Genomic DNA, 19,357 nt, shown 5'->3' with positions numbered 1-19,357 from the left:
GGCAGGGGTATCGTGTGGGGGCCGTAGGAGCCGGCTTGCCGGCGAAGGCGATCGTGCGGGCAGCGCAGCGTTAGAATCAGCACCTCGCCCTCCTCCATAAGGAACCCCCATGAGCCTGGATCTGCACCTTGAAGCCGACAAGCACCTGACCACGGTGCTGCTCGGCCATCTGTTGCAAGGTTTCCCCGGAGCCGAGCAGGCCCCCATACCCGGTGGCCTGCAGGCGACCTTCACCTCAGGCCTGAGCCTGTACAGCGAAGAGGCGGGACTGGAACCCGAGATCCGAGCCGAAGACCGTAAAGGCTGCGACTTCGCCGTCGGCCTGCGCTGCTATTTGCGCATCAAGGGCCCCGAACCCGAGGGTCACAGTTGCCTGGAAGACATCCGCCGGCTGCTGGAAACCATCGTCCAGCACTGCGAGACGATGTTCATCCTCTCGTTTCAATACGAATCCACCCTCTACTGGCGCGACGCTGACGGGCTGCATGCAGCCTGAGCACTGAAAACACCCCTGAGTGATGCCAAGCCGATGAGAATACTATTCGCCCTGCTTGCCCTGCTGTTCAGCAACACCGCGCTGTGCGCTGCATTCAGCGATTCACCCGAAGCCCTGGTGCGCCAGTTCATTGCCGACTATCAGCAGTGGAGCGACCAGGCCAACGCCCGCCAGCCGCTCGATGCGCCCCTGCAAGCGCTCGACCTGGCGCAGCAGGAGTACGCCCAGTTGCTGGCCAAGTTCTGCCCGCCGGGTTTTCAGGGCCAGCCGATTGCCTTCAGCGACCCGGCCAACCACGGCACCGGCTATGAGCAGATCCTCTCCAGCAGCCGTACCGCCGATCGCGCCCTGTTGAAAACCCGGGCAATCCAACCCGGGACGGGGTTTGCCGCCGACTATCACTACCACCTGCTGTTCAGCCATCAGCGCTGGTACCTCAGCGAGGTGTTCTATGTCGACCAGGATGGCCAGTACGAGTCGCTGTAAGCTCCCTGGCGACGAACTTTTCAGCTAGGGTTTCCCGGTCCGACCCGCCTTGGAGCCATCATGCCCAGCCAACCGTTCCTGCATCATGTACAGACCCCGAGCCTGAACATCGCCTACGAGCAGCACGGCCCCCTGGGCGGCGAGCCGGTGATCCTGCTCCATGGTTTCCCCTACGACCCGCGGGCCTACGACGAGATCGCCCCGCCCCTGGCCGAACTCGGCTATCGGGTGATCGTGCCCTACCTGCGGGGCTACGGGCCGACGCGCTTTGCCAGTGCCCAGGTGATGCGCTCCGGGCAGCAGGCGGCCCTGGCCCAGGACCTGCTGGACCTGATGGATGCCCTGTACCTGCCCCGGGCCACCCTGGCCGGCTACGACTGGGGCGGGCGCGCCGCGTGCATCGTCGCGGCGCTGTGGCCGCAACGGGTGCGGGCCCTGATGAGCGCCGACGGCTACAACATCCAGGACATTTCCCGGGCCTGTGAACCCCGCGCCCCGGAGACCGAGCACCGGCTGTGGTACCAGTACTATTTCAACACCCAGCGCGGGGTCGACGGGCTGACCGCCAATCGCCGGGAGCTCTGCGAACTGCTGTGGCGCCTGTGGTCGCCCACCTGGGCGTCCGGGCCCGAACTCTATGGCCTGAGTGCGGCGTCCTTCGACAACCCGGATTTCGTTGCGGTGGTGATCCACTCCTACCGCCATCGCTTCGGTTATGTGGCAGGCGACCCGGCCCTGGAGGCCATCGAGCAGGCGCTGCTTGCGCAACCGCCGATCCGGGTGCCGACCATTGCCCTGTGCGGCGCCGACGATGGCGTCGGCCCGGTGCTCGAGCCCGATCCGGATGTCGACCTGTTCAGTGCCGGTTACCAGCGCCGAGTGCTGGCCGGGGTCGGCCACAATGTGCCCCAGGAGGCGCCGCAGGCCACCCTCGATGCCTTGCTGGAATTACTCCAGGAGCACTGAGCGCACACCTGTCGCCGGCAACGGACACACTGCATCCGGGGAAAAATCGGTACACTTCGCGGCCTCGATTCCCCCCACAGGACATGGAATGTTATCTGCCGCTTCCTCTCCCCGGCCCGGCCTGCGCCGGGCCCTGGTGCTCTGGCTGTACGCCGCCGGCGCCGGCCACCTGCTGGCCGGCCTGCTGCTGACCTGGGCCGGCCACAGCGCGCTGTTCAACGACTACCTGGGCACCATCGAGCAGGCCTTCTGGGGCAGTTCTGCGCCCAGTGCCGCACGGGCCCAGCAGGTCTGGTGGCTGGGCCTGTTCGGCGCCACCCTGCAAAGCTACTCCCTGTACCTGCTGGCCCTGGTGCACCTGGGCAACCGCCTGCGCAGCCCGGCGGCCTGGGCCTGGCTGATGGCCGGGATCCTGCTCTGGGCGCCCCAGGACATGTGGCTGTCGTGGCAGGTGCAGATGACCTCGCACCTGTGGATCGACAGCTTCGCCCTCCTGGTGCTGCTGCCACCGCTGCTGTGGCTGTACCGGCATGACCGCCGGTTCCGCGCTGCTTCCTTGTAACCCGTAAAAGGACTTCACCATCGTGGCTGACTTGCCAATCCTGCAGTGGGCCATCGCCCTGCTGCTCGCCCAGGGGGTGCTCGGCGCCCTGGACACGATCTACCATCACGAACTCACCGTGGCCCTGCCGCAACGCCATGGCGCCCGCAAGGAACTGGCGATCCACGCCCTGCGCTCGTGCTTCTACGGGGTGCTGTTCATGGGCATCGCCCACCTGGCGTTCCAGGGCATCTGGGCCCTGGTGATCGCGCTGCTGTTCGCCCTGGAGATCGGCCTGACCCTGTGGGACTTCGTGGTCGAGGACCGCAGCCGCAAGCTGCCGGCCATCGAGCGCATCATGCACACCGTGCTGGCGATCAATGCCGGGGCCTTCTTCGCCCTGTACGGCCTGCAACTGCTGGAATGGTCGCGCCTGCCCAGTGCCCTGGCGCCCCTGGACCTGGGCTGGCAAGGCTGGGCCCTGAGCCTGTTCGCCATCGGCGTGAGCGCCTCGGGCATCCGCGATGGCCTGGCGGCCCTGCGCCTGCAACGCCAGGGCCCGGGCAGCAACCCGTTCACCGGCGGCCCCGGCAAGCGGGTGCTGGTCACCGGTGGCACCGGTTTCATCGGCGAGACCCTGGTCAACCAACTGCTGGATGCCGGGCACACCGTCAGTGTGCTGGCCCGCGATCCGCTGCGCGCCGCCTACCTGTTCGACGGCCGTGCGCGCTGCTTGCGCAGCCTCGGCAAGCTCGGCCACAACGAAGCCTTCGACGTGATCATCAACCTGGCCGGGGCTCCGGTCGCCGGCCCGCGCTGGTCGGCCAAGCGCCAGGCGCAACTGCTGGCCAGCCGGGTGGGTACCACCGAGGCCCTGCTCAACTGGCTGCAGCATGCCCAGCACAAGCCGCAACTGTGGATCCAGGCCTCGGCCATCGGTTTCTACGGGGTGCGCGATGCCAGCCAGACGCTGGATGAAAACGCTGAGCGCGGCGAAGGCTTCATGGCCGACCTGTGCGCCCGCTGGGAGTCCTCGGCCGAACCGGCGACCCGTTTCGGGGTGCGCCAGGTGGTGCTGCGCCTAGGCATCGTATTCGGCCCCGGCGGCGCCCTGAAACCCTTGCTGATTCCGTTCCATTTCGGCTTTGGCGGACGCATGGGCGACGGTCGCCAGATCATCAGCTGGGTGCACCGCGACGACGTCCTGCAGGTGATCGCCAAAGCCATGGCCGACAACTCCCTGGCCGGCACCTACAACCTGGTGGCACCGGAACCGGTGAGCCAGGGTACGTTCGCCGCCACCGTTGGCAAGCTGCTCAAACGCCCGGTATGGCTGCATGTGCCGGCGGCGCCGGTACGGGCCCTGGCCGGGGAAATGGCCGAGCTGTTCTTCGACGGCCAGAAGGTGGTGCCCGCGCGCCTGCTGCAGGCCGGCTACCGCTTCCGCTACCCGACCCTGGACGCCGCCCTGCGCGACCTGACCTGAGGATTGTCCATGAGCAAGCCCCTGTTGTACCTGCTGGCGGGCAATGGCAGCGCCGCCGACTGGTGGGACGATGCCCTGCCGCACTTCCAGCGTTATCAGGTGCAGGCCCTGGAGCTGCCGGGGTTTGGCGGCAACCGGCAAGCGCCCTGCAACGACCTGGGCGAATACGCCGAAGCGCTGCTGGCCATGACCCTTCCGGGCAACGCGATTGTTGCGGTGGGGGTCAGCGCGCTGATCGTGCTGCATGCCTTGCAGCGCCGTCCGGGGCATTTTTCCCGCAGCGTGCTGCTGTCGCCGGTGGGGGCCTTTCTCTGGCAACGCCGCCTGCCGGCGCTGATGTCGCCGTTACCGGCGCGCTGGCTGATTCATGGCTTGCTCAGCCACAAGCCCGAATGGTTCGCCGGCAAGTTTTCCCGCCAGCCGTGGACGCCGCAACAGTACCGGCGCATGGGCGCAGGCTATGCCCGTTGCCGGGCCTTTGTCCCCCTGTGGGAACAGCTGCGGGCCGACACCGCATTGCCGTTGCTGGAGTGGATCAAGGACCCGGTGGAACTGGTCTGGGGGGATCAGGACCGGCTGCTGGGGATTGCCCAGGCCGCGGCCTGGTCGGCGATCCTGGCCCGGGCCGACCTGCGGGTCAGCCTCAAGCCGGGCTGGGGCCATTACCCGTGGATCGACGCCCCGGGTGAATTCGTCACTTGGCTGGAGTCCGGCGAGCCGGGGTTCGTCGCCCACACCAAGGGCGGTCGCCTGCGCCTGGCGCAGCTGGCCGGCCAGCCGGTGCCCAGCGCCCTGTCCCTGGACCGGGCCGACGACCCGCGCCTGCCGGCCCTGCTCGCCAGCCAGCCGCAGGCCCTGTGGGCGGTGCGCTCTTCGAGCTATGGCGAGGACCAGGCCGACTCGGCCAATGCCGGGCTGAGCACCACTTACCTGCGGGTCGCGACCGCGGAAGTGGCGCCGCGGATCAATCAGCTGCGCAACGCCGGCGTCGAGGAAGTGGTGGTGCAACGCTTTATCCAGCCGGCCCTGTCGGGGATCGCCTTCGTGCGCCACCTGGCGGTGGAACTGGAGTGGGTCGAAGGCCATCTGGAAAGCCTCGCCGACGGTCAGGCCAGCCCGCAGCGGGCGGTGCTCTCACGCCTTGGCGGGGCCTGGGCCAGCGGCGCGTTCGCCACGCTCCAGGGCTTGAGCGAAAGCGCCTTGTGGGATTTCCTGCAAGGGGTGCTGAAAGCCTTCCACTACGTGCCTGGTGATGTCGAATGGGCCTGGGACGGCAGCCAACTGTGGCTGCTGCAGTACCGGCCCATCAGCGATTACGGCTGGCGCCGACACCTGACCGCAGCCAATATCGCCGAGATCCTGCCGCCCCAACCCAGCCGCTTCGTCGAGTACGGCCAGCGCCGGGCGGCGGCGAGCATTCCGGCGATCATGGCCCGCTGGGACGCCCGGGTGCTGGAGGACAACGAACCCTTCACCGCAGTGTTCGGCGGCGCCTCCTACATCAATAACGACCTGTTTCTGGCGCGCCTGGCGGATTGGGGCCTGCCGTCTACCGGCTACGCCGGCGAAGTCGGTGGCGCGGCCCCGGCCCTGCCCTTGCGGCCAATGCGGGTCCTGCGCGCGCTGCCACGCTTGCTGCGCATGCAGCAGATCGCCCGGGGCCAGCTGCTGACCCTGGAGCGCGGGCTGCGGCGCTTCGATGATGAACTGACGCGCCTGCACCAGGCCGGAGCCGATGGCCAGCAACTGGCGGACTGGTTCAGCCGCTTCTATGTATTCGTGGTCCAGGGCAACCTGTGCATCGCCACCGCCCTGGCCAGCAGCGGCGGCGCCTGGCTGGGCCGGCCGCCCACCGCTTACGACAACCTGGAGCACAGCCCCCACAGGCTGCCCTGGGAAACCGATCCCGGCACCCCGCGACCGCCCTGCAGCGACCTGCCATTGCAAGCCTTTCCCCACTGGCGCCCGGCCATCGCCCTGGCCCATCGCCTGGGCCTGCCGGGGCTGCGTGGCTATTACCTGCAAGTGCGCGAATGGTATCGAGACAACCTGATGCGGATCTTTTTCCGCCTGCACCATGCGGTGCCCGAAGCCGACCGCGCCCATTGGTTTGCCCCCCACGAGCAGGTTCGCAGCCGCAGCGGCAGCTTCTGGCAGGACGGCCGCGAAGGCCACGAACAGGCCAGCGGCTTCATGATCTACCCGGGGCAGGTGCAGGGCGTGCTGGGGGTCGACATTCTTCTGGAAGACACCCTGGACCCCGGGCGCCACGCCCATTACCAGCAAGCCCGGGCAGTGATCGCCCGGATGGGCGGCCGGCTGTCCCACGGCTCGACCCTGCTGCGGGAACTGCGCAAGCCCTCGGCAGTGCTGCCCCAGGTGGACCCGGCCTGGATCGGCCGCGAGGTGCGCTACGAGGACGGGCAACTGAGCCTGGTCCAGGACTGAGGCCGGGGTTGAAGCCCGCCTTGCCTTGACCCTGGCCCGGCGCAACAGCGAGCTGCGCCGTCAATCGCCTTGGTCAGGCAATGACCAGCGGAATCAGGATTCCGGGCTTGCCGCGAAACGCTCGCGGTAGGCTTGCGGGGTCACCCCCAGGGCCCGCAGCACGCTGCGACGCAGGGTTTCTTCACTGCCGAACCCGCATTGGGCGGCAATGCGCTTGATCGGCAGGCCGCTGTCGGCCAACAGCCGCCGGGCGGTCTCCACCCGGATCAGCTCGATGGCCCGGGCCGGCGTCTGGCCGGTGTCGGCACGGTAGTGGCGGACGAAGCTGCGCTCGCTCATGGCGGCCTGCTGGGCCAGGACTGGCAGTGTCAGTTCGCGATTGAGGTTTTCAGCGATCCAGGCATGCAAGCCATCGAAACGCCCGCCTCCATTCTGCAACGCCAGGGTCACGCTGAACTGCGACTGGCCGCCCGGGCGCTTGAGAAACACCACCAATTGCCGCGCCACGTCCAGCGCCGCCTCGCGCCCCAGGTCGGCTTCCACCAGGGCCAGGGCCAGGTCGATGCCGGCGGTGACCCCGGCCGAGGTCCACACCGGACCGTCATTGATAAAGATCGGATTGGCCTCCACCCGCAGTTGCGGGTACTCCTGGGCCAGTTGATCGCAACGGGTCCAGTGGGTCACTACCCGGCGCCCATCCAGCCAGCCACTGGCCGCCAGCAGAAAGGCCCCGGTGCACACCGAGGCCACCCGCCGCGCCGTCGTGGCACGGGCGGCGACCCAGGCCACCAGCGCCGGGTCCCGGGCCGCTTCATAGACGCCCCAGCCCCCGGCAACGACCAAGGTATCGCAGGCCACTTCCGGCGCCGGCAGCGGCTCGGCCAGCAATGCCAGCCCCGCTGAGCTCAGGGTCGGCCCGCCCGGGCTGGCGATCACTCGGGGCTGGTAGGGCAAGGGCAGGCCCAGGCCACGGGCCCGGTCATTGGCCGAGGCGAACACCTGCAACGGGCCGGTGACATCCAGCAACTGGGCATTGGCAAAGGCCAGGACAAACACGTTTTTTGGGGAGCTGGGCATGATTGGCGTAATTCGAGGGCAGGTTGGCGTACCCGCCAAATCCTAGAAGGCTAGAGTCACGCCGTCCACCTCATCGACACAAGGAACAGGCAATGACAGTGCAGATTGGTTTTCTGTTGTTCCCCGAGGTCCAGCAACTGGACCTGACCGGCCCCCACGACGTGCTGGCTTCGCTACCGGATGTGCAGGTGCACCTGATCTGGAAGGCGCCGGGGCCGGTGGTGGCCAGCTCCGGGCTGGTGCTGCAGGCCACCACAAGCGTCGCCGACTGCCCGCCGCTGGATGTGATCTGCATTCCCGGCGGTGCCGGGGTCGGGGCGCTGATGGAAGACCCGCAGACCCTGGCGTTCATCCGCCAGCAGGCGGCGCAGGCGCGGTATGTGACCTCGGTGTGCACCGGCTCCCTGGTGCTCGGCGCCGCCGGCCTGCTCCAGGGCAAGCGCGCCACCACCCACTGGGCCTACCACGAACTGCTGGCGCCGCTGGGGGCGATCCCGGTGCACGAGCGGGTGGTGCGCGACGGCAACCTGCTGACCGGCGGCGGCATCACCGCCGGCATCGACTTCGCCCTGACCCTGGCCGCCGAACTGTTCGACGCCGCCACCGCGCAGCGGGTACAGCTGCAACTGGAATATGCCCCGGCACCGCCGTTCGAGGCCGGCAGCCCGGACACCGCCCCCGCCAGCGTGGTGCAGCAAGCCCGCCAGCGCGCCGCAGAGTCGCTGCACCAGCGCCGGGAGATCACCCTGCGCGCAGCCGCGCGGCTGTCAGCCGGCTGAATCCTCGGCGCGGCGCACCGGGCCCTGGCGGGCATTGCCCAGCAACTGGGTAATGGCGCCATCGCCATAGGTGCGCTCGACCCTGGAAATCACCACCTGATAACCGGCGTACCAGCGCCGGTACTGGCGCTTGGCCTCGATGTGCCTGGGGTGGCTGGCAAAGGCCTGGATCGAGGCTTCGTCCTCCCAGTAATAGCTGGCGTTGATCAGCCCCTGATCGGCGCTGGTCCAGGATTGGGCGCCGACGAAGCCCGGCAGGCTGATGGCAATTTCGTCGATCAGCGCGCTGAGGCGGTGGAACTCCTCGTCGCGCTGGCCTGGCTGGTAGATAAAGGCGGCAATGTACATCGGCAAACTCCATTGGGTGATGAATCAGAGCGGACGCGCCAGCAGCGCCAGGCGCAGGGCCAGGGCCAGCAGCACCGCCGCCAGCAGCCAGGATTGCCAGCGGGCCAGCCGCGAATCGCCGCTGGGCCAACCACGGCGCAGGGCCGCGCCGAAGACCCCCAGGCTAGTATGGAAGACCCCGCTGACCAGGGTCAGCAGCAAGCCCAGGACCAGCAGTTGCACAGCGATGCTGCCGTGCTCGGGGCGCACGAACTGCGGCAGGAACACCATGAAGAACAGCAGCGCCTTGGGGTTCAGCAGGCTGTTGCACAAGGCCCGGACAAACACCGTGGACAGCGGCACCCGCGGCGTCTCGGCAAGGTTGGGGGTGCCACGCTCGCCCAGGGCCTTGCAGGCCAGCCACAGCAGGTAGGCGACCCCGGCATAGCGGAACAGGTCGAACGCCGGCGGCCAGCTGGCTACCACGGCGGTCACGCCCGTGGCCGTGAGCAGGGTCAGGCCGATGTCCGCCGCACCTATCCCCAGCCCCGACGCCACCCCACCGCGCCAGCCATAGGCTGCGCCGTGGCTGATGACAAAGGCCATGTTGGGGCCCGGCGACAGCAGCAACAGCAGCACGGCGCCGAGGAAGATCGACAGGGTGGAAAGGTCCGGCATGTGAGCGCTCCTGCGCAAAAGCCGCTAGATTAGGGCGCCTACCTGATACAAACAAAAAAGTGTTCTAGATACATAAGGTGGCCGAGCATGCGCCGTACCCGCTACAAAACCATCGTCGATCACTTCGCCCAGCGCATCCGCGCCGGCCAGCTGTGCCCGGGCACTCAGCTACCGACGGTACGCGCGCTGATGGCCAGCGAGCAGGTGGCCCTGGCCACGGCGCTGCGGGTCTACCACGAGCTGGAGGCCATCGGCCTGGTGGTGGGCGAGCCCGGGCGCGGCACCTTCGTGCGCGACACCAGCCTGCCCCGGGGCATGGGCCTGGAACAGCACCCGGCCAGCGCCGCCTCGGTGGACCTGGCGTTCAACTACCCGTCCCTGCCCGGCCAGGCGGAAAGCCTGCGCGAGGGGCTGCGGGCGATAGCCGCCTCCGGCGACCTGGATGCCCTGCTGCATTCCGCGCCCCAGGGCGGCCGCCCCCATGAGCGCCAGACCGCGGCGCGGCACCTGCGCAACCGCGAGATCCGCGTCGCCGCCGAGCAGGTGCTGATCGTCAACGGCGCCCAGCAGGGGCTGGCGGTGAGCCTGCTGGCACTGCTCCAGCCCGGGGACATCCTGGCGGTGGATGCCCTGACCTATCCCGGCCTGAAGACCCTGGCCCAGGTCCATCGCCTGGACCTGGAGCCCTTGCCCCAGCACAACGGCCAGATGGACCTGGACGCCCTCCAGGCCTTGTGCCGGCGGCGCCCGGTGCGGGCGCTGTACTGCATGCCGACCCTGCACAATCCCCTGGGCACGGTGATGCCCCTGGCCGAACGCCAGCGCCTGGCGCAATTGGCTCGCGAGCATGACCTGCTGCTGATCGAGGACGGCGCCTACGCCTTCCTCGCCGAACCGGCACCGCCGCCGCTGCAGACCCTGGCCCCGGAGCGCACGCTGTATATTTCCGGGCTGTCGAAAAGCGTCGCCTCGGGGTTGCGCCTGGGGTTCATCGTCGCGCCCCTGGAGATGATTCCGGCCCTGGAGCGGGCGATCCGCGTGTCCACCTGGAGCACTCCGTCATTGACCGTGACCCTGGGCTGCCGCTGGATCGAGTCGGGGCTGGTGGACCGCCTGGAAGAACAGAAGCGCAACGATGCCCGCAACCGCCAGCAACTGGCCCGGCGGGTACTCAAGGGCTACGAGTACCAGGCCTATGGCTCGTCGTATTTTCTCTGGCTGAAACTGCCGGAAGGACGGCGGGCCGATGCCGTGGTGACGGCCCTGGAACATCAGGGGGTCACGGTGACCTCGGCCGAGCCTTTCGCCACCACCGCCCACGTGCCCCAGGCGTTGCGCCTGGCCCTGGGCTCCATCGGCCTGCCACTGCTGGAACAGGCTTTGGAAAAGGTCCGCAACGAGATCACCCGCTAAGCACACCTGTAGGAGCCGGCTTGCCGGCGAAGAGCGCCCGCTCACCGGCGTCAATGGCCGCAGGCATCATCCGTGGCGGGCGGCTCGCACGCCTCACGGCCATTCGGAGCACGCCAGCGCCGCCAGAGCAGCTTGATCTTCCGACCGATCATCCACAGCGCACCAAGGATATTGGCCAGGACAAAGGCCCCCAGGAAAAATGCCAGCATCGTCAGCATGCCGGGGCAATCCGGCCCTTGGCACGACATTCCCGCCCAGCCCAAGGTGGGCAACAGCGCCGCCCCCAGTCCAACGATCTGCGGCAACCACGGCCAGTTGCCCAGAAGCCCGCGCTTAGGGTCGGGCTGAAAAAACCTGCCAGGTTGATGTTCCACTGCGTGAAGTAGCAAAGCGGCCACCGCACCCAGGCAGCAGACACGAAATGCCGGACGAAAAAAAACCCGCCGAAGCGGGTTTTTTCCAAGACCATTATGACTTCCTGTCTGCAGCATCCGTGCTAATGGTCGACCTTCCTTGATCCTGAGCGCTTCCTGCGCTGCAGTTGTGGAAAAGAAGATTAAACACAAAGTCATCTGGTAAAAAGACGCATTAAATAACAGCGCGTGTAAGACATTCGCCATGCGCTGCTTCCGAAAACCCTTATTTCAACGCGCCAGGACCTGCATCGCCAACGCCGCGACCTTGAGCTGGTGGCGCACACCGGCTTGATCAGCGTCCTGAACAAACCAGGCGGCCGACAAGCCACTGAACGCCAGGACCCACTGCACCAGGCGACGCGGCTCGAGCCCGGCGCATTGTCCGATCACCTGCACCTGGCGGCTGAAGCGTGCAGGATCGGTGGCACTGGGCAGGTCGGGATTGGCAATCAGGTTGGCGAAATCAAAACCGCGCTCGCCGTACACTCGCTTGGGGTCGATGACCTGCCAGCCACGGGCACCGAAATCGAGAACATTGTCGTGGTGCACATCGCCGTGCAGCACCACCACATCCTCGGGCGCCGCGAGCAACTGCTCGGCCATGGCCAGGCACTCCAGAAGAATGCCGCCCTCAACCCGCGCCACCTGGCGCAGGTCCTCGAACCAGAGATCGAGCCCTAGCAGCTGCGGCAGAGGCTGCTCACGCGGCGCATGCAGCCGCGCCAGCTTGGCACAGACAATCTGGCTGACTTCATCGTGGCGGCCTTCGAGCGCCATGCCCATCAACGACCCCGAGCCCATGGCCCGCTCCATCAGCAAGGCCTGGTCCGCCTGGGCATAGACCCGCGCAGCACCCTGCCCGGCCCACCAGGCCATCAGCCGATTGCCGGCCTGCTCATTTTCATCCAGGGCGATCTTCAACATGGCCGGCGCTTGATCCGCCAGCCGCACCGGCAGCAGACGGCTGCCAGGAGTGACAATAGGCTCACCGTCAGGCAGCAAGCGCCAGCGATCGATATAAGTCTCAAACATCGATGAATCCAAGGGCAGCAAAAGCGAGCTGCAAGTTTCCAGCGACCAGCTGCAGGCAGCAAGCTCTTATGCTCCGCTTACAGCTCCTGGCGTGCCGCTTGTGACTTGCAGCTGCCCCTCTTCAACCCTGCTGCAGATAGTTCTCGATATTGCTCATCTGCTCGTCCCAGCCCCGGCTGTTCATGCGAAAGGCCTTGAGCCGGCGCTCAGCGGGAATGCCGTCGAAACCCGACTCGGTGACCCGCAGCAAGGTGCCGTCATCGCGCTCCTCCAGTTCGAATTGCACCAGGGTCGTGGGCTCGGCCGAGTAGTCCTGCTGAGGGTCCACGGCATAGGGATGCCAACTGAAGGAAAACAGTTCGTCCACCAGCAGTTGCTCGACCCTGACGTCCCAGGTCAGGTGCTCGTACCCCGGGTAGGTAATGGCCCCGCGCACCTGCTGGCCCGGGGTGAAGCGCTGACCCTGCAGGGCCACGCCGAACCATTGGCCAAAGGCCTCGGCCTGGCTCAGGGCAGCCCAGACCTGGGCCCGGCCGGCCTTGAGCAGGATCTTTCTTTCAATACGGTCTGATGAGTTCATAGGACACCTCCAGTGATCAACACTAGACCGCCTGGGCGCTAGCGCAACCGGCAAGTTGCACGATCGGCACGTGCTCCGGGCCCGGCCTGAATGACACTTGGGCCTGGGTAAACAAATGCTAATGTCGGCGGCCAATCCCTCCTCAAGGACGAGCCATGCCGCTGACCCTTTCCGATCGCTACCGCGGCTGCCTGCTGGGCCTGGCCTGTGGCGATGCCGTGGGCACCACGGTGGAATTCAAGCCGCGGGGCTCGTTCCCCGACGTGACCGACATGCTGGGCGGCGGGCCTTTCAAGCTCCAGCCGGGGCAATGGACCGACGACACCTCGATGGCCCTGTGCCTGGGCGAAAGCCTGTTGCGCAAGGACGGTTTCGACCCCGCCGACCAGATGGGCCGCTACCTCAACTGGTGGCAATGGGGCTACCTCAGTGCCACCGGTGAATGCTTCGACATCGGCAGCACCGTGCGCCAGGCCTTGAGCGAGTACCAGGAGCACGGCCAGCCATTCGCCGGGGCGACCGATCCCCAGACCGCCGGCAACGGCTCGCTGATGCGCCTGGCGCCGGTGGTGCTGTTTCACTACCCGGACCTGGCCCAGGTCCGCGAGTTTGCCGGCGCCAGTTCGCGCACCACCCATGGCGCCGCTGAAGCCATCGAATGCTGTCAGTTGTTGGCCGGGTTGCTGGCCAAGGCCCTGGCCGGCGCCTCCCGGGCCGAGCTGCAAACGCTGGATGATCCGCACCTTGGGCAACCCAAGGTGATGGCCCTGGCCCGGGGGCATTACCTGGACAAGCGCCGCGACCAGATTCGCGGCAACGGCTACTGCGTCGACGCCCTGGAGGCCGCGCTCTGGTGCTTCCAGCACAGCGACAGCTATGCCCAAGCGGTGCTCGCCGCCGCCAACCTGGGGGACGATGCCGACACCACCGCCGCCATCGTCGGGCAGTTGGCCGGGGCCTTCTACGGGGTCCAGGGCATACCGCCACAGTGGCTGGCCAAGCTGCACATGGGTGAGGAGATCCGGGCCATGGCCGACGACCTGCTGGCCGCCGCCCAGCGCCGCACGCCTGTGCGACCGCTGCTCGGCAGTTGCCTGTGCAAGGCGGTGCAGTACCGGGTCGAGCGCCTGGACATGCCCATCGGCCATTGCCATTGCCAGACCTGCCGCAAGGCCCATGCCGCAGCGTATGCCTCCACCGCCGGGGTGATGCGCGAACACTTCCAGTGGACCCAGGGCCAGGAGCGCCTGAGCAGCTATGAATCGTCCCCGGGCAAGCTGCGGCACTTCTGCTCGGTCTGCGGTTCTCACCTGCTGGCGGAGCGCCCGGCACAGCCCCACGTGATCCTGCGGGTGGCGACCCTGGACGATGACCCGGGGCAGACGCCCCAGGTGCATATCTGGACCTCCCACGATGTGCCCTGGCTGGCCGACGAGGGGGCGCAACGCTGGCCCGAGTGGCAACCCAGCCGCGACTAGACTGCCTTTCTACCTCATTCACCGATTGCGAGACTATCCATGCGTGCGATCCTGTTCCTGGCCCTTGCGCCACTGCTGCTTGCTCCATTGGCCCAGGCCGACGAGTGCGACAGCAGCACCCAGACCGACATGAACCTGTGCGCCGGCGTGCAGAGCAAGGCCGCGGACAAGGAGCTGAATGCCCTTTACCAACAGATCAACCAGCGCCTGAAAGACCAGCCACACACTAAAAAGCTGCTGCTCAGCGCTCAGCGCGCCTGGGTAGCGTTCCGCGATGCCGAGTGCAGTTTTTCCACTTCCGGCGTGGAAGGTGGCAGCCTTTATCCGGTGGGCTACAGCAACTGCATCACGGCCTTGACCCAGGCTCGGGTGGAGAGCTTCAAGAATTACCTGAAGTGCATGGAAGGCGACTTGAACTGCCCGGTACCCGCCCGGTAGGAGCGGGCTTACCCGCGAAGGCGTCGGTGAGGGCGCTGCATGGCTTGCCGGCCTCTTCGCCGGCAAGCCGGCTCCTACAGCAGGAGCCGGTAGCTGCAGACAAGCTCAGCGCACGAAGATCTGCGCCGTGGTAATCGCCATGTCGCCGCCGGGCAAGGTGATCTTGCCGACCTGCTGCATGCTGTCGACATCGAAGATCGCCACGTCGTTGAAGGTCCCCGCCAGGTAGATCTTGGTCCCCGCCTTGTTGAACGAAATGCAGTAGTAGGAGTGCTCCAGGGTGGCGGCCTGGATCAGCTTCTTCTGCTTGATGTCGTACTTGGCCAGGCGGTTGAGCACGCCGAACATCAGGTTCGGGTCCTTGGGCGAGCGCATGCCGCTGAAGTAGATCTCGGTCAGCGGGCCGAAGTCGGTGGTCTCGGTCTTGCCGGTTTTCAGGTCGACGCTGAACAACCCGTAGAGCGCTTCGGCGGTGGCCGGGTCCTGCTTCTGGTCCTTGAACTTCGCCGTGGTGTAGAGCAGCGAGAAGTCATGACGGAAGGTCTGCTGGTTCCACACGTAGAGCACGTCCGGGGCGCTGTAGTTGGGGCGTTTCCAGTGGCGGCTGGGGATCAGCACCTCGAACTTGCCGCTCTTGACGTCGACCTTGTACAGGTCCGGCCCGGCCACATACAGGGTGCCGTCGTCGCCACTCTGCATGATGGTCAGCTGGCGCGGCGCGGGGAAGCTGCGCAGCGGCTTGGCATCCAGCCCGGCGTCGGTGGCGTAGACATCCAGCCGCGGCTCCTTGACCTCGTAGCGGTCATTGCGCAGCAGGGTCGGGTTGGCCACGGTGTACAGCTCCTTGCCGTCGTGGCTGACGGTGAAGGCGAACATCGAACGGGCCTTCTCCCCCGGGTGCTGGGTGATGCTGGCGTGGAACACCTGCTTGCAGCTGTCGAGCTCGACGCCATAGACATCCGCATAGTGGTTGTTCAATACGTAGGCAATCTTGCGGTCCGGGGACAGTTGCACGGTGCCGGGGCCAAAGGCGTCGGGCATCTTGCAGGTCTTGTACAGGCTGTCGGTGGCCAGGTCGAGAATGTGCAGGTTGTTCGGGTAGTTGGTGGTCACCATGTATTCGTGACCCGGGTTGAGGGCCGGGTTTTCATCGCCCAGGGCACTCAGTGAAACGAGGCCGAGGACCGCGCTGGCGGCCAGGCCGCAGACGTTGATAGCTCGCATGCTGGAATCCTTGTGCTGTCCGGTTACTTGTCTTTGGGGAAGACGGTGCCGAGGTTGCGCCAGTTGTCGTTGGAGGCCTGGGCGTCCTTGTTCCAGTCGGGGTAGGTGCTCATCATGTCCGGCACCTGGGCCGGCCACCAGCAAGGGTCGGAACAGCCGTAGAGGTCGGCCTCCATGGGCTGGCAGAGGGACGAGACGCCGCCAAAGGCGTCGATTTCCCAGCCCGGGTCGGTGGTCGAGGCGCAACCGGCCACGGAGTTCATCGCCAGCACTTCTTCGATACGGTCCTCGGCGGCAGCCTCGGCCAGTTTCTGGGCTTTGTTATTGATCGGCTTGAGATGTTTCATGTCAGTGGGCCTTGCGCGGAGTGATGTAACTGCTGATGAACGCAGGGTTGTGAGCCATGATCCGGCTGTAGACTTCGATGCCGAAATCCACCCAGTCACGCATCAGTTCGCAATAGTGATAGGTCGGGTGCGCCGGGTCGCCATAACGGGCGTAGCTCTCGTGGTAGCAGCCGCCGGAACACAGGTTGCGGATCCGGCAGCTGTCGCAACCGGTGTCGGTGCGGTCCAGGCGCTGGGACAGGAAGTCGTTGAGTTCCACCTGCTTGACCCCGCCACCGTGCACGTTGCCGAAGGTCGGCAATGAGGAGCCGGTGAAGCGGTGGCACAGGTTCAGCTCGCCCTTGTGATCCACCGCCAGCATCTTCAGCCCGGCGCCACAGGGCAGCGCCTTCTTGTGACCTTCGTGGATGTCGGTGATCAACTGGTGCAGGTTGGAGAAACCGATATTGCGGTGCTCCAGGGCCGCCTCCAGGTAGCGTCCACCCAGGCGCTTCATGCTGGCGAAGACTTCGATCAGTTCCTCGCTGCTGAGGTTGAAGCTGCTGATGTCCCCCGAGGTCACCGGGGCGAAGCCGACTTCGGCAAACCCCAGTTCGTTGAACAGGTGATCCCAGATGGTCTCGACATCGGTGACCCCGGTGGTCAGGGTGACCCGGGCCCCCACCGGCCGGCTGTTGTAGCGCGACAGGAGCATCTGCGCCTTGCGCCGCACCACGTCATAGGTGCCCTGCCCGCCCACGGTGATGCGGTTACGATCGTGCACGGTCTTGGGCCCGTCGATGCTCACTGACAAACCGAAGCGGTGGGCGTTGAGGTAGTCCACCACCTCTTCGGTGAGCAGGGTGGCGTTGGTGGTCATGACGAACTCGACGAACTTGCCCGCCTCGCCGAAGCGTCGCTCGCAGTACTCCACCATGGCCTCGATCAGCGGCCGGTTGCTCAGGGGTTCGCCGCCGAAGAACACCACGGTGTAGCGCTCCTCGTCCGGGGATTCCTGGAGCAGCATCTCCACCGAGGCGATGGCGGTGTCCAGGCCCATCTTCTTGCCCGCCGAGGGCTTGTCCAGGTCTTCCTTGTAGCAGTAGGTGCAACTCAGGTTGCAGCCGGTGTTGACGTTGAGCACCACGGTATTGATTGCCGTACGCTCGACCCGTTTGACCCCGATCTCCGGGGTCAGCGGTGAACCGTCACTGACCAGTTCCAGGGCGATCAGCTCACGCAGGGTGTCGCTGACATCGGCGCCGTCATAGGTGCCCGCCAGGCGCTGGATCAAATCTTCCGGGGTACAGCCGGGCCCGCGCAGGGCATCGATGATGCTGCCGGTCAGGGCATCGCTGGCAAACAGCGAACTGCTGGGGATATGGAACAGCATGCGGTCGGCGTCCACCTGCACTTCGTGCAGGTTGCGCTCTACCAGGTTCAGAATTGCGCCCATCACAACCTCCTGTGCAAACCCCGGATGCGGGGCCTGCGGTCATTGCCTGAAAATGTCTGTGGCTACGGCTCGACAGCACTCAGGGAATGGGTGGATTGTTCCAGCGTTGCACGGTGACGATCAGGTGCCCTTCGCCGGTCAACGCCTTACCGGCGTCATCCACGGCGGCGATCACCTTGAGGTTGCCGGCGTTGTTGGTGGACATCTTGCGCTGCGGGTTGGGCCCGGCGTCGCCGGGGATGAACACCCCGCTGTCGGCTTGCATGGTGCCGGCGAACCGGACGTCCTGATCCTTGGCCGCCTGCTCGTCGAAGGCCTCGACCTTCCACTGCGCCGGCACCACCCCGATGCGGTACGGCTTGCCATCGGCGCCCTTGCCCCAGGCTTCGGCATCGAAGCGCCCCTGGACCTTGGGCGTCGAACCGCCGCCCTCGCCGACTCGCGCCACCGAGAACGCCGGCACCACCTTGACCTCGGCAATGCTGCTGTAGACCGCCAGGGTCAGCCCCTTGAGGCTGCCGACACTGACTTGGCGCAGGCCCGGCTGGGCATTGGCGGCAGCCTTGAGCTTGAGGCGCACGCGTTGCGGGCTCTGCTCCAGGACCTGCACCACCTCGACGCCCTGGCCAAAATTGGGCGTGCCTGCGAGGCCGGCCCCCACCAGGGTCACTTCGCGCTCTTCACCGGCCTTCAGGTAACCCGGTTGCACCGCCAGCAGACGGCTGCTGCCCTGCTTGGCGGCGACGAAGTCCAGGCCGCGCTCATCGTGCTCGGCCTCGAACATCCGCCCTTGCAGCGCATTGCCCTGGGCCGCCAGCACCTGGCGCATGACCACGCCGTCGACGGTGACATTGGCGCGCCATTCATAGCCGCTGTAGAGGATCGCGCTGCCCTCGCCGTTGAACGGGCTGCCGTCGGCGTACTGGCCCTTGACGCTGACCTTGAACTGATCGCCGTCGCCGGCGCTGACGCTCATCACCCCGGCCAACTCGCCCTTGCCCGGCAGGTGGCCGCTAAAACTCCAGTCGCCCACCAGCGCCGTCGCTTGCGGGCGGGCCTGCTGCCAGGCCTTCCAGGCCGGGTTGTCGAGGGGATAACGCTTGGCCAGGAGCGGCACCATTTCCTTGAGGGCGATGGGTAACCACTCGCGGTCCCGGGACAGGGCCTGGTACTCCAGGGACGGCCACTGGCCGAGGTGGAAGTTCACCAGGTGCTCCCATTCCTGGGCCGGACGCCGCTGCAGGGCGATGCGCGCGCCAGAGTGACAACGGGCGCACATCTGGGAGGTCTGTTCGTCGAAATGCTCGACGGTGTTCAGGCGCCGCTCCAGAGCGTAGCGCACGCCGTCGGTCTCGCTAGGTGCCAGGCCCTGGGTATCGGCCAGGTACTTGACCAGGGTACGCCGGTCATCGTCGCTGATCTGCAGGCCATGCATGGTCTGCATGCGGGCAATGCTCATCAGCCAGCCTTCCGGGGTCTTGCGCTGGTGGCTGATACGACTCAGGGCTTCCCCGGCCTCGGAGGTGTGGCAGCCCTGGCAGGTCTGTTTGAGGATGCTCTGCGCATCCCGCGCGGCGAAACTCGATGGGGCATGCAAGGCGGTACAGGTGGCAACGGCCAGCAGGCTGGCACTGAGCCTCAGGCGGAGTTTTCTCTTCATCAGGGTCGAACCTCCCACGGTGCTTTCTTATTTTTAGCGCGTCGTTTTTA

Annotated in this window: 20 protein-coding genes and 1 pseudogene; 11 read left to right on the top strand and 10 right to left on the bottom strand. The window is 66.5% G+C overall.

Going from position 1 to position 19,357, the window contains the following annotated elements:
- Positions 1 to 109 precede the first annotated feature (109 nt).
- The 6 genes from U873_RS0100220 (at position 110) to U873_RS0100195 (ending at position 6,423) form a co-directional block, all read left to right on the top strand.
- A complete protein-coding gene (locus tag U873_RS0100220; protein WP_025126315.1) occupies positions 110 to 496 on the top strand; it encodes a hypothetical protein in 387 nt (128 codons plus the stop codon).
- A 33-nt stretch (positions 497 to 529) separates the two neighbouring features.
- Complete coding sequence (locus tag U873_RS0100215) at positions 530 to 982, top strand: hypothetical protein (protein ID WP_025126314.1); 453 nt, start codon at positions 530 to 532, stop codon at positions 980 to 982.
- Between the two features lie 60 nt (positions 983 to 1,042).
- Positions 1,043 to 1,948, top strand: coding sequence for an alpha/beta fold hydrolase (locus U873_RS0100210; protein ID WP_025126313.1), 906 nt, complete (start codon positions 1,043 to 1,045; stop codon positions 1,946 to 1,948).
- Positions 1,949 to 2,036: 88 nt separating this feature from the next.
- The gene (locus U873_RS0100205) at positions 2,037 to 2,510 is read left to right on the top strand and encodes a hypothetical protein (RefSeq protein ID WP_025126312.1); all 474 of its coding nucleotides are present in this window, start codon (positions 2,037 to 2,039) and stop codon (positions 2,508 to 2,510) included.
- Positions 2,511 to 2,532: 22 nt separating this feature from the next.
- Entirely contained in the window at positions 2,533 to 3,975 is a 1,443-nt protein-coding gene (locus U873_RS0100200; RefSeq protein WP_025126311.1) for a TIGR01777 family oxidoreductase, read from the top strand.
- A gap of 9 nt (positions 3,976 to 3,984) precedes the next feature.
- Positions 3,985 to 6,423 carry an alpha/beta fold hydrolase gene (locus U873_RS0100195; protein WP_025126310.1) on the top strand — a complete coding sequence of 813 codons (2,439 nt, stop codon included), beginning with the start codon at positions 3,985 to 3,987 and terminating at the stop codon, positions 6,421 to 6,423.
- A 93-nt stretch (positions 6,424 to 6,516) separates the two neighbouring features.
- Here U873_RS0100195 and U873_RS0100190 read toward each other — a convergent pair whose 3' ends face one another.
- Complete coding sequence (locus tag U873_RS0100190; protein ID WP_025126309.1) at positions 6,517 to 7,500, bottom strand: GlxA family transcriptional regulator; 984 nt, start codon at positions 7,498 to 7,500, stop codon at positions 6,517 to 6,519.
- A gap of 92 nt (positions 7,501 to 7,592) precedes the next feature.
- Between U873_RS0100190 and inhA the strand changes: the two genes are divergently transcribed.
- Positions 7,593 to 8,279, top strand: a complete 687-nt coding sequence (gene inhA, locus U873_RS0100185; protein ID WP_025126308.1) for an isonitrile hydratase — start codon at positions 7,593 to 7,595, stop codon at positions 8,277 to 8,279.
- Here the strand turns inward: inhA and U873_RS0100180 are convergent.
- Both U873_RS0100180 and U873_RS0100175 read right to left on the bottom strand, forming a co-directional pair.
- Complete coding sequence (locus U873_RS0100180) at positions 8,268 to 8,627, bottom strand: antibiotic biosynthesis monooxygenase (RefSeq protein WP_025126307.1); 360 nt, start codon at positions 8,625 to 8,627, stop codon at positions 8,268 to 8,270. The two genes, inhA and U873_RS0100180, sit on opposite strands and share 12 nt — an antisense overlap.
- 24 nt (positions 8,628 to 8,651) lie before the next feature.
- Positions 8,652 to 9,284 carry a LysE family translocator gene (locus tag U873_RS0100175; protein WP_025126306.1) on the bottom strand — a complete coding sequence of 211 codons (633 nt, stop codon included), beginning with the start codon at positions 9,282 to 9,284 and terminating at the stop codon, positions 8,652 to 8,654.
- 87 nt (positions 9,285 to 9,371) lie between these two features.
- Between U873_RS0100175 and U873_RS0100170 the strand changes: the two genes are divergently transcribed.
- Complete coding sequence (locus U873_RS0100170; RefSeq protein ID WP_025126305.1) at positions 9,372 to 10,697, top strand: PLP-dependent aminotransferase family protein; 1,326 nt, start codon at positions 9,372 to 9,374, stop codon at positions 10,695 to 10,697.
- Between the two features lie 50 nt (positions 10,698 to 10,747).
- On the opposite strand, the gene U873_RS36510 is transcribed toward U873_RS0100170, so the two are convergent.
- The 3 genes from U873_RS36510 to U873_RS0100155 form a co-directional block, all read right to left on the bottom strand.
- A complete protein-coding gene (locus tag U873_RS36510; RefSeq protein ID WP_157838041.1) occupies positions 10,748 to 11,317 on the bottom strand; it encodes a hypothetical protein in 570 nt (189 codons plus the stop codon).
- Positions 11,318 to 11,341: 24 nt separating this feature from the next.
- Positions 11,342 to 12,145, bottom strand: a complete 804-nt coding sequence (locus U873_RS0100160) for an aminoglycoside phosphotransferase family protein (protein WP_025126304.1) — start codon at positions 12,143 to 12,145, stop codon at positions 11,342 to 11,344.
- A gap of 121 nt (positions 12,146 to 12,266) precedes the next feature.
- Complete coding sequence (locus U873_RS0100155) at positions 12,267 to 12,725, bottom strand: SRPBCC family protein (protein ID WP_025126303.1); 459 nt, start codon at positions 12,723 to 12,725, stop codon at positions 12,267 to 12,269.
- Positions 12,726 to 12,880: 155 nt separating this feature from the next.
- Between U873_RS0100155 and U873_RS0100150 the strand changes: the two are divergent.
- The 3 genes and pseudogenes from U873_RS0100150 to U873_RS0100145 form a co-directional block, all read left to right on the top strand.
- A pseudogene (locus tag U873_RS0100150) lies at positions 12,881 to 13,795 on the top strand (ADP-ribosylglycohydrolase family protein); the annotation flags it as partial.
- Entirely contained in the window at positions 13,796 to 14,203 is a 408-nt protein-coding gene (locus U873_RS37100; RefSeq protein ID WP_256244256.1) for a GFA family protein, read from the top strand.
- A gap of 39 nt (positions 14,204 to 14,242) precedes the next feature.
- Entirely contained in the window at positions 14,243 to 14,641 is a 399-nt protein-coding gene (locus U873_RS0100145) for a lysozyme inhibitor LprI family protein (RefSeq protein WP_025126301.1), read from the top strand.
- Between the two features lie 105 nt (positions 14,642 to 14,746).
- Here the strand turns inward: U873_RS0100145 and peaD are convergent, their stop codons facing one another.
- The 4 genes from peaD to peaA all read right to left on the bottom strand — a co-directional run bounded on the left by peaD (position 14,747) and on the right by peaA (position 19,307).
- Positions 14,747 to 15,865 carry a quinohemoprotein amine dehydrogenase subunit beta gene (gene peaD / locus U873_RS0100140; protein WP_025126300.1) on the bottom strand — a complete coding sequence of 373 codons (1,119 nt, stop codon included), beginning with the start codon at positions 15,863 to 15,865 and terminating at the stop codon, positions 14,747 to 14,749.
- A gap of 23 nt (positions 15,866 to 15,888) precedes the next feature.
- Complete coding sequence (qhpC, locus tag U873_RS0100135; protein ID WP_025126299.1) at positions 15,889 to 16,212, bottom strand: quinohemoprotein amine dehydrogenase subunit gamma; 324 nt, start codon at positions 16,210 to 16,212, stop codon at positions 15,889 to 15,891.
- A gap of 1 nt (position 16,213) precedes the next feature.
- Positions 16,214 to 17,647, bottom strand: a complete 1,434-nt coding sequence (gene peaB, locus U873_RS0100130; RefSeq protein WP_025126298.1) for a quinohemoprotein amine dehydrogenase maturation protein — start codon at positions 17,645 to 17,647, stop codon at positions 16,214 to 16,216.
- 79 nt (positions 17,648 to 17,726) lie between these two features.
- Positions 17,727 to 19,307, bottom strand: a complete 1,581-nt coding sequence (gene peaA, locus U873_RS0100125) for a quinohemoprotein amine dehydrogenase subunit alpha (protein ID WP_025126297.1) — start codon at positions 19,305 to 19,307, stop codon at positions 17,727 to 17,729.
- Between the last annotated feature and the right edge of the window lie 50 nt (positions 19,308 to 19,357).

The organism is Pseudomonas sp. PH1b, assembly GCF_000633395.1.
Lineage (GTDB): Bacteria > Pseudomonadota > Gammaproteobacteria > Pseudomonadales > Pseudomonadaceae > Aquipseudomonas.
The sequence above is the reverse complement of the archived record's forward strand: the minus strand, read 5'-3'. Positions and strand labels throughout refer to the sequence as shown.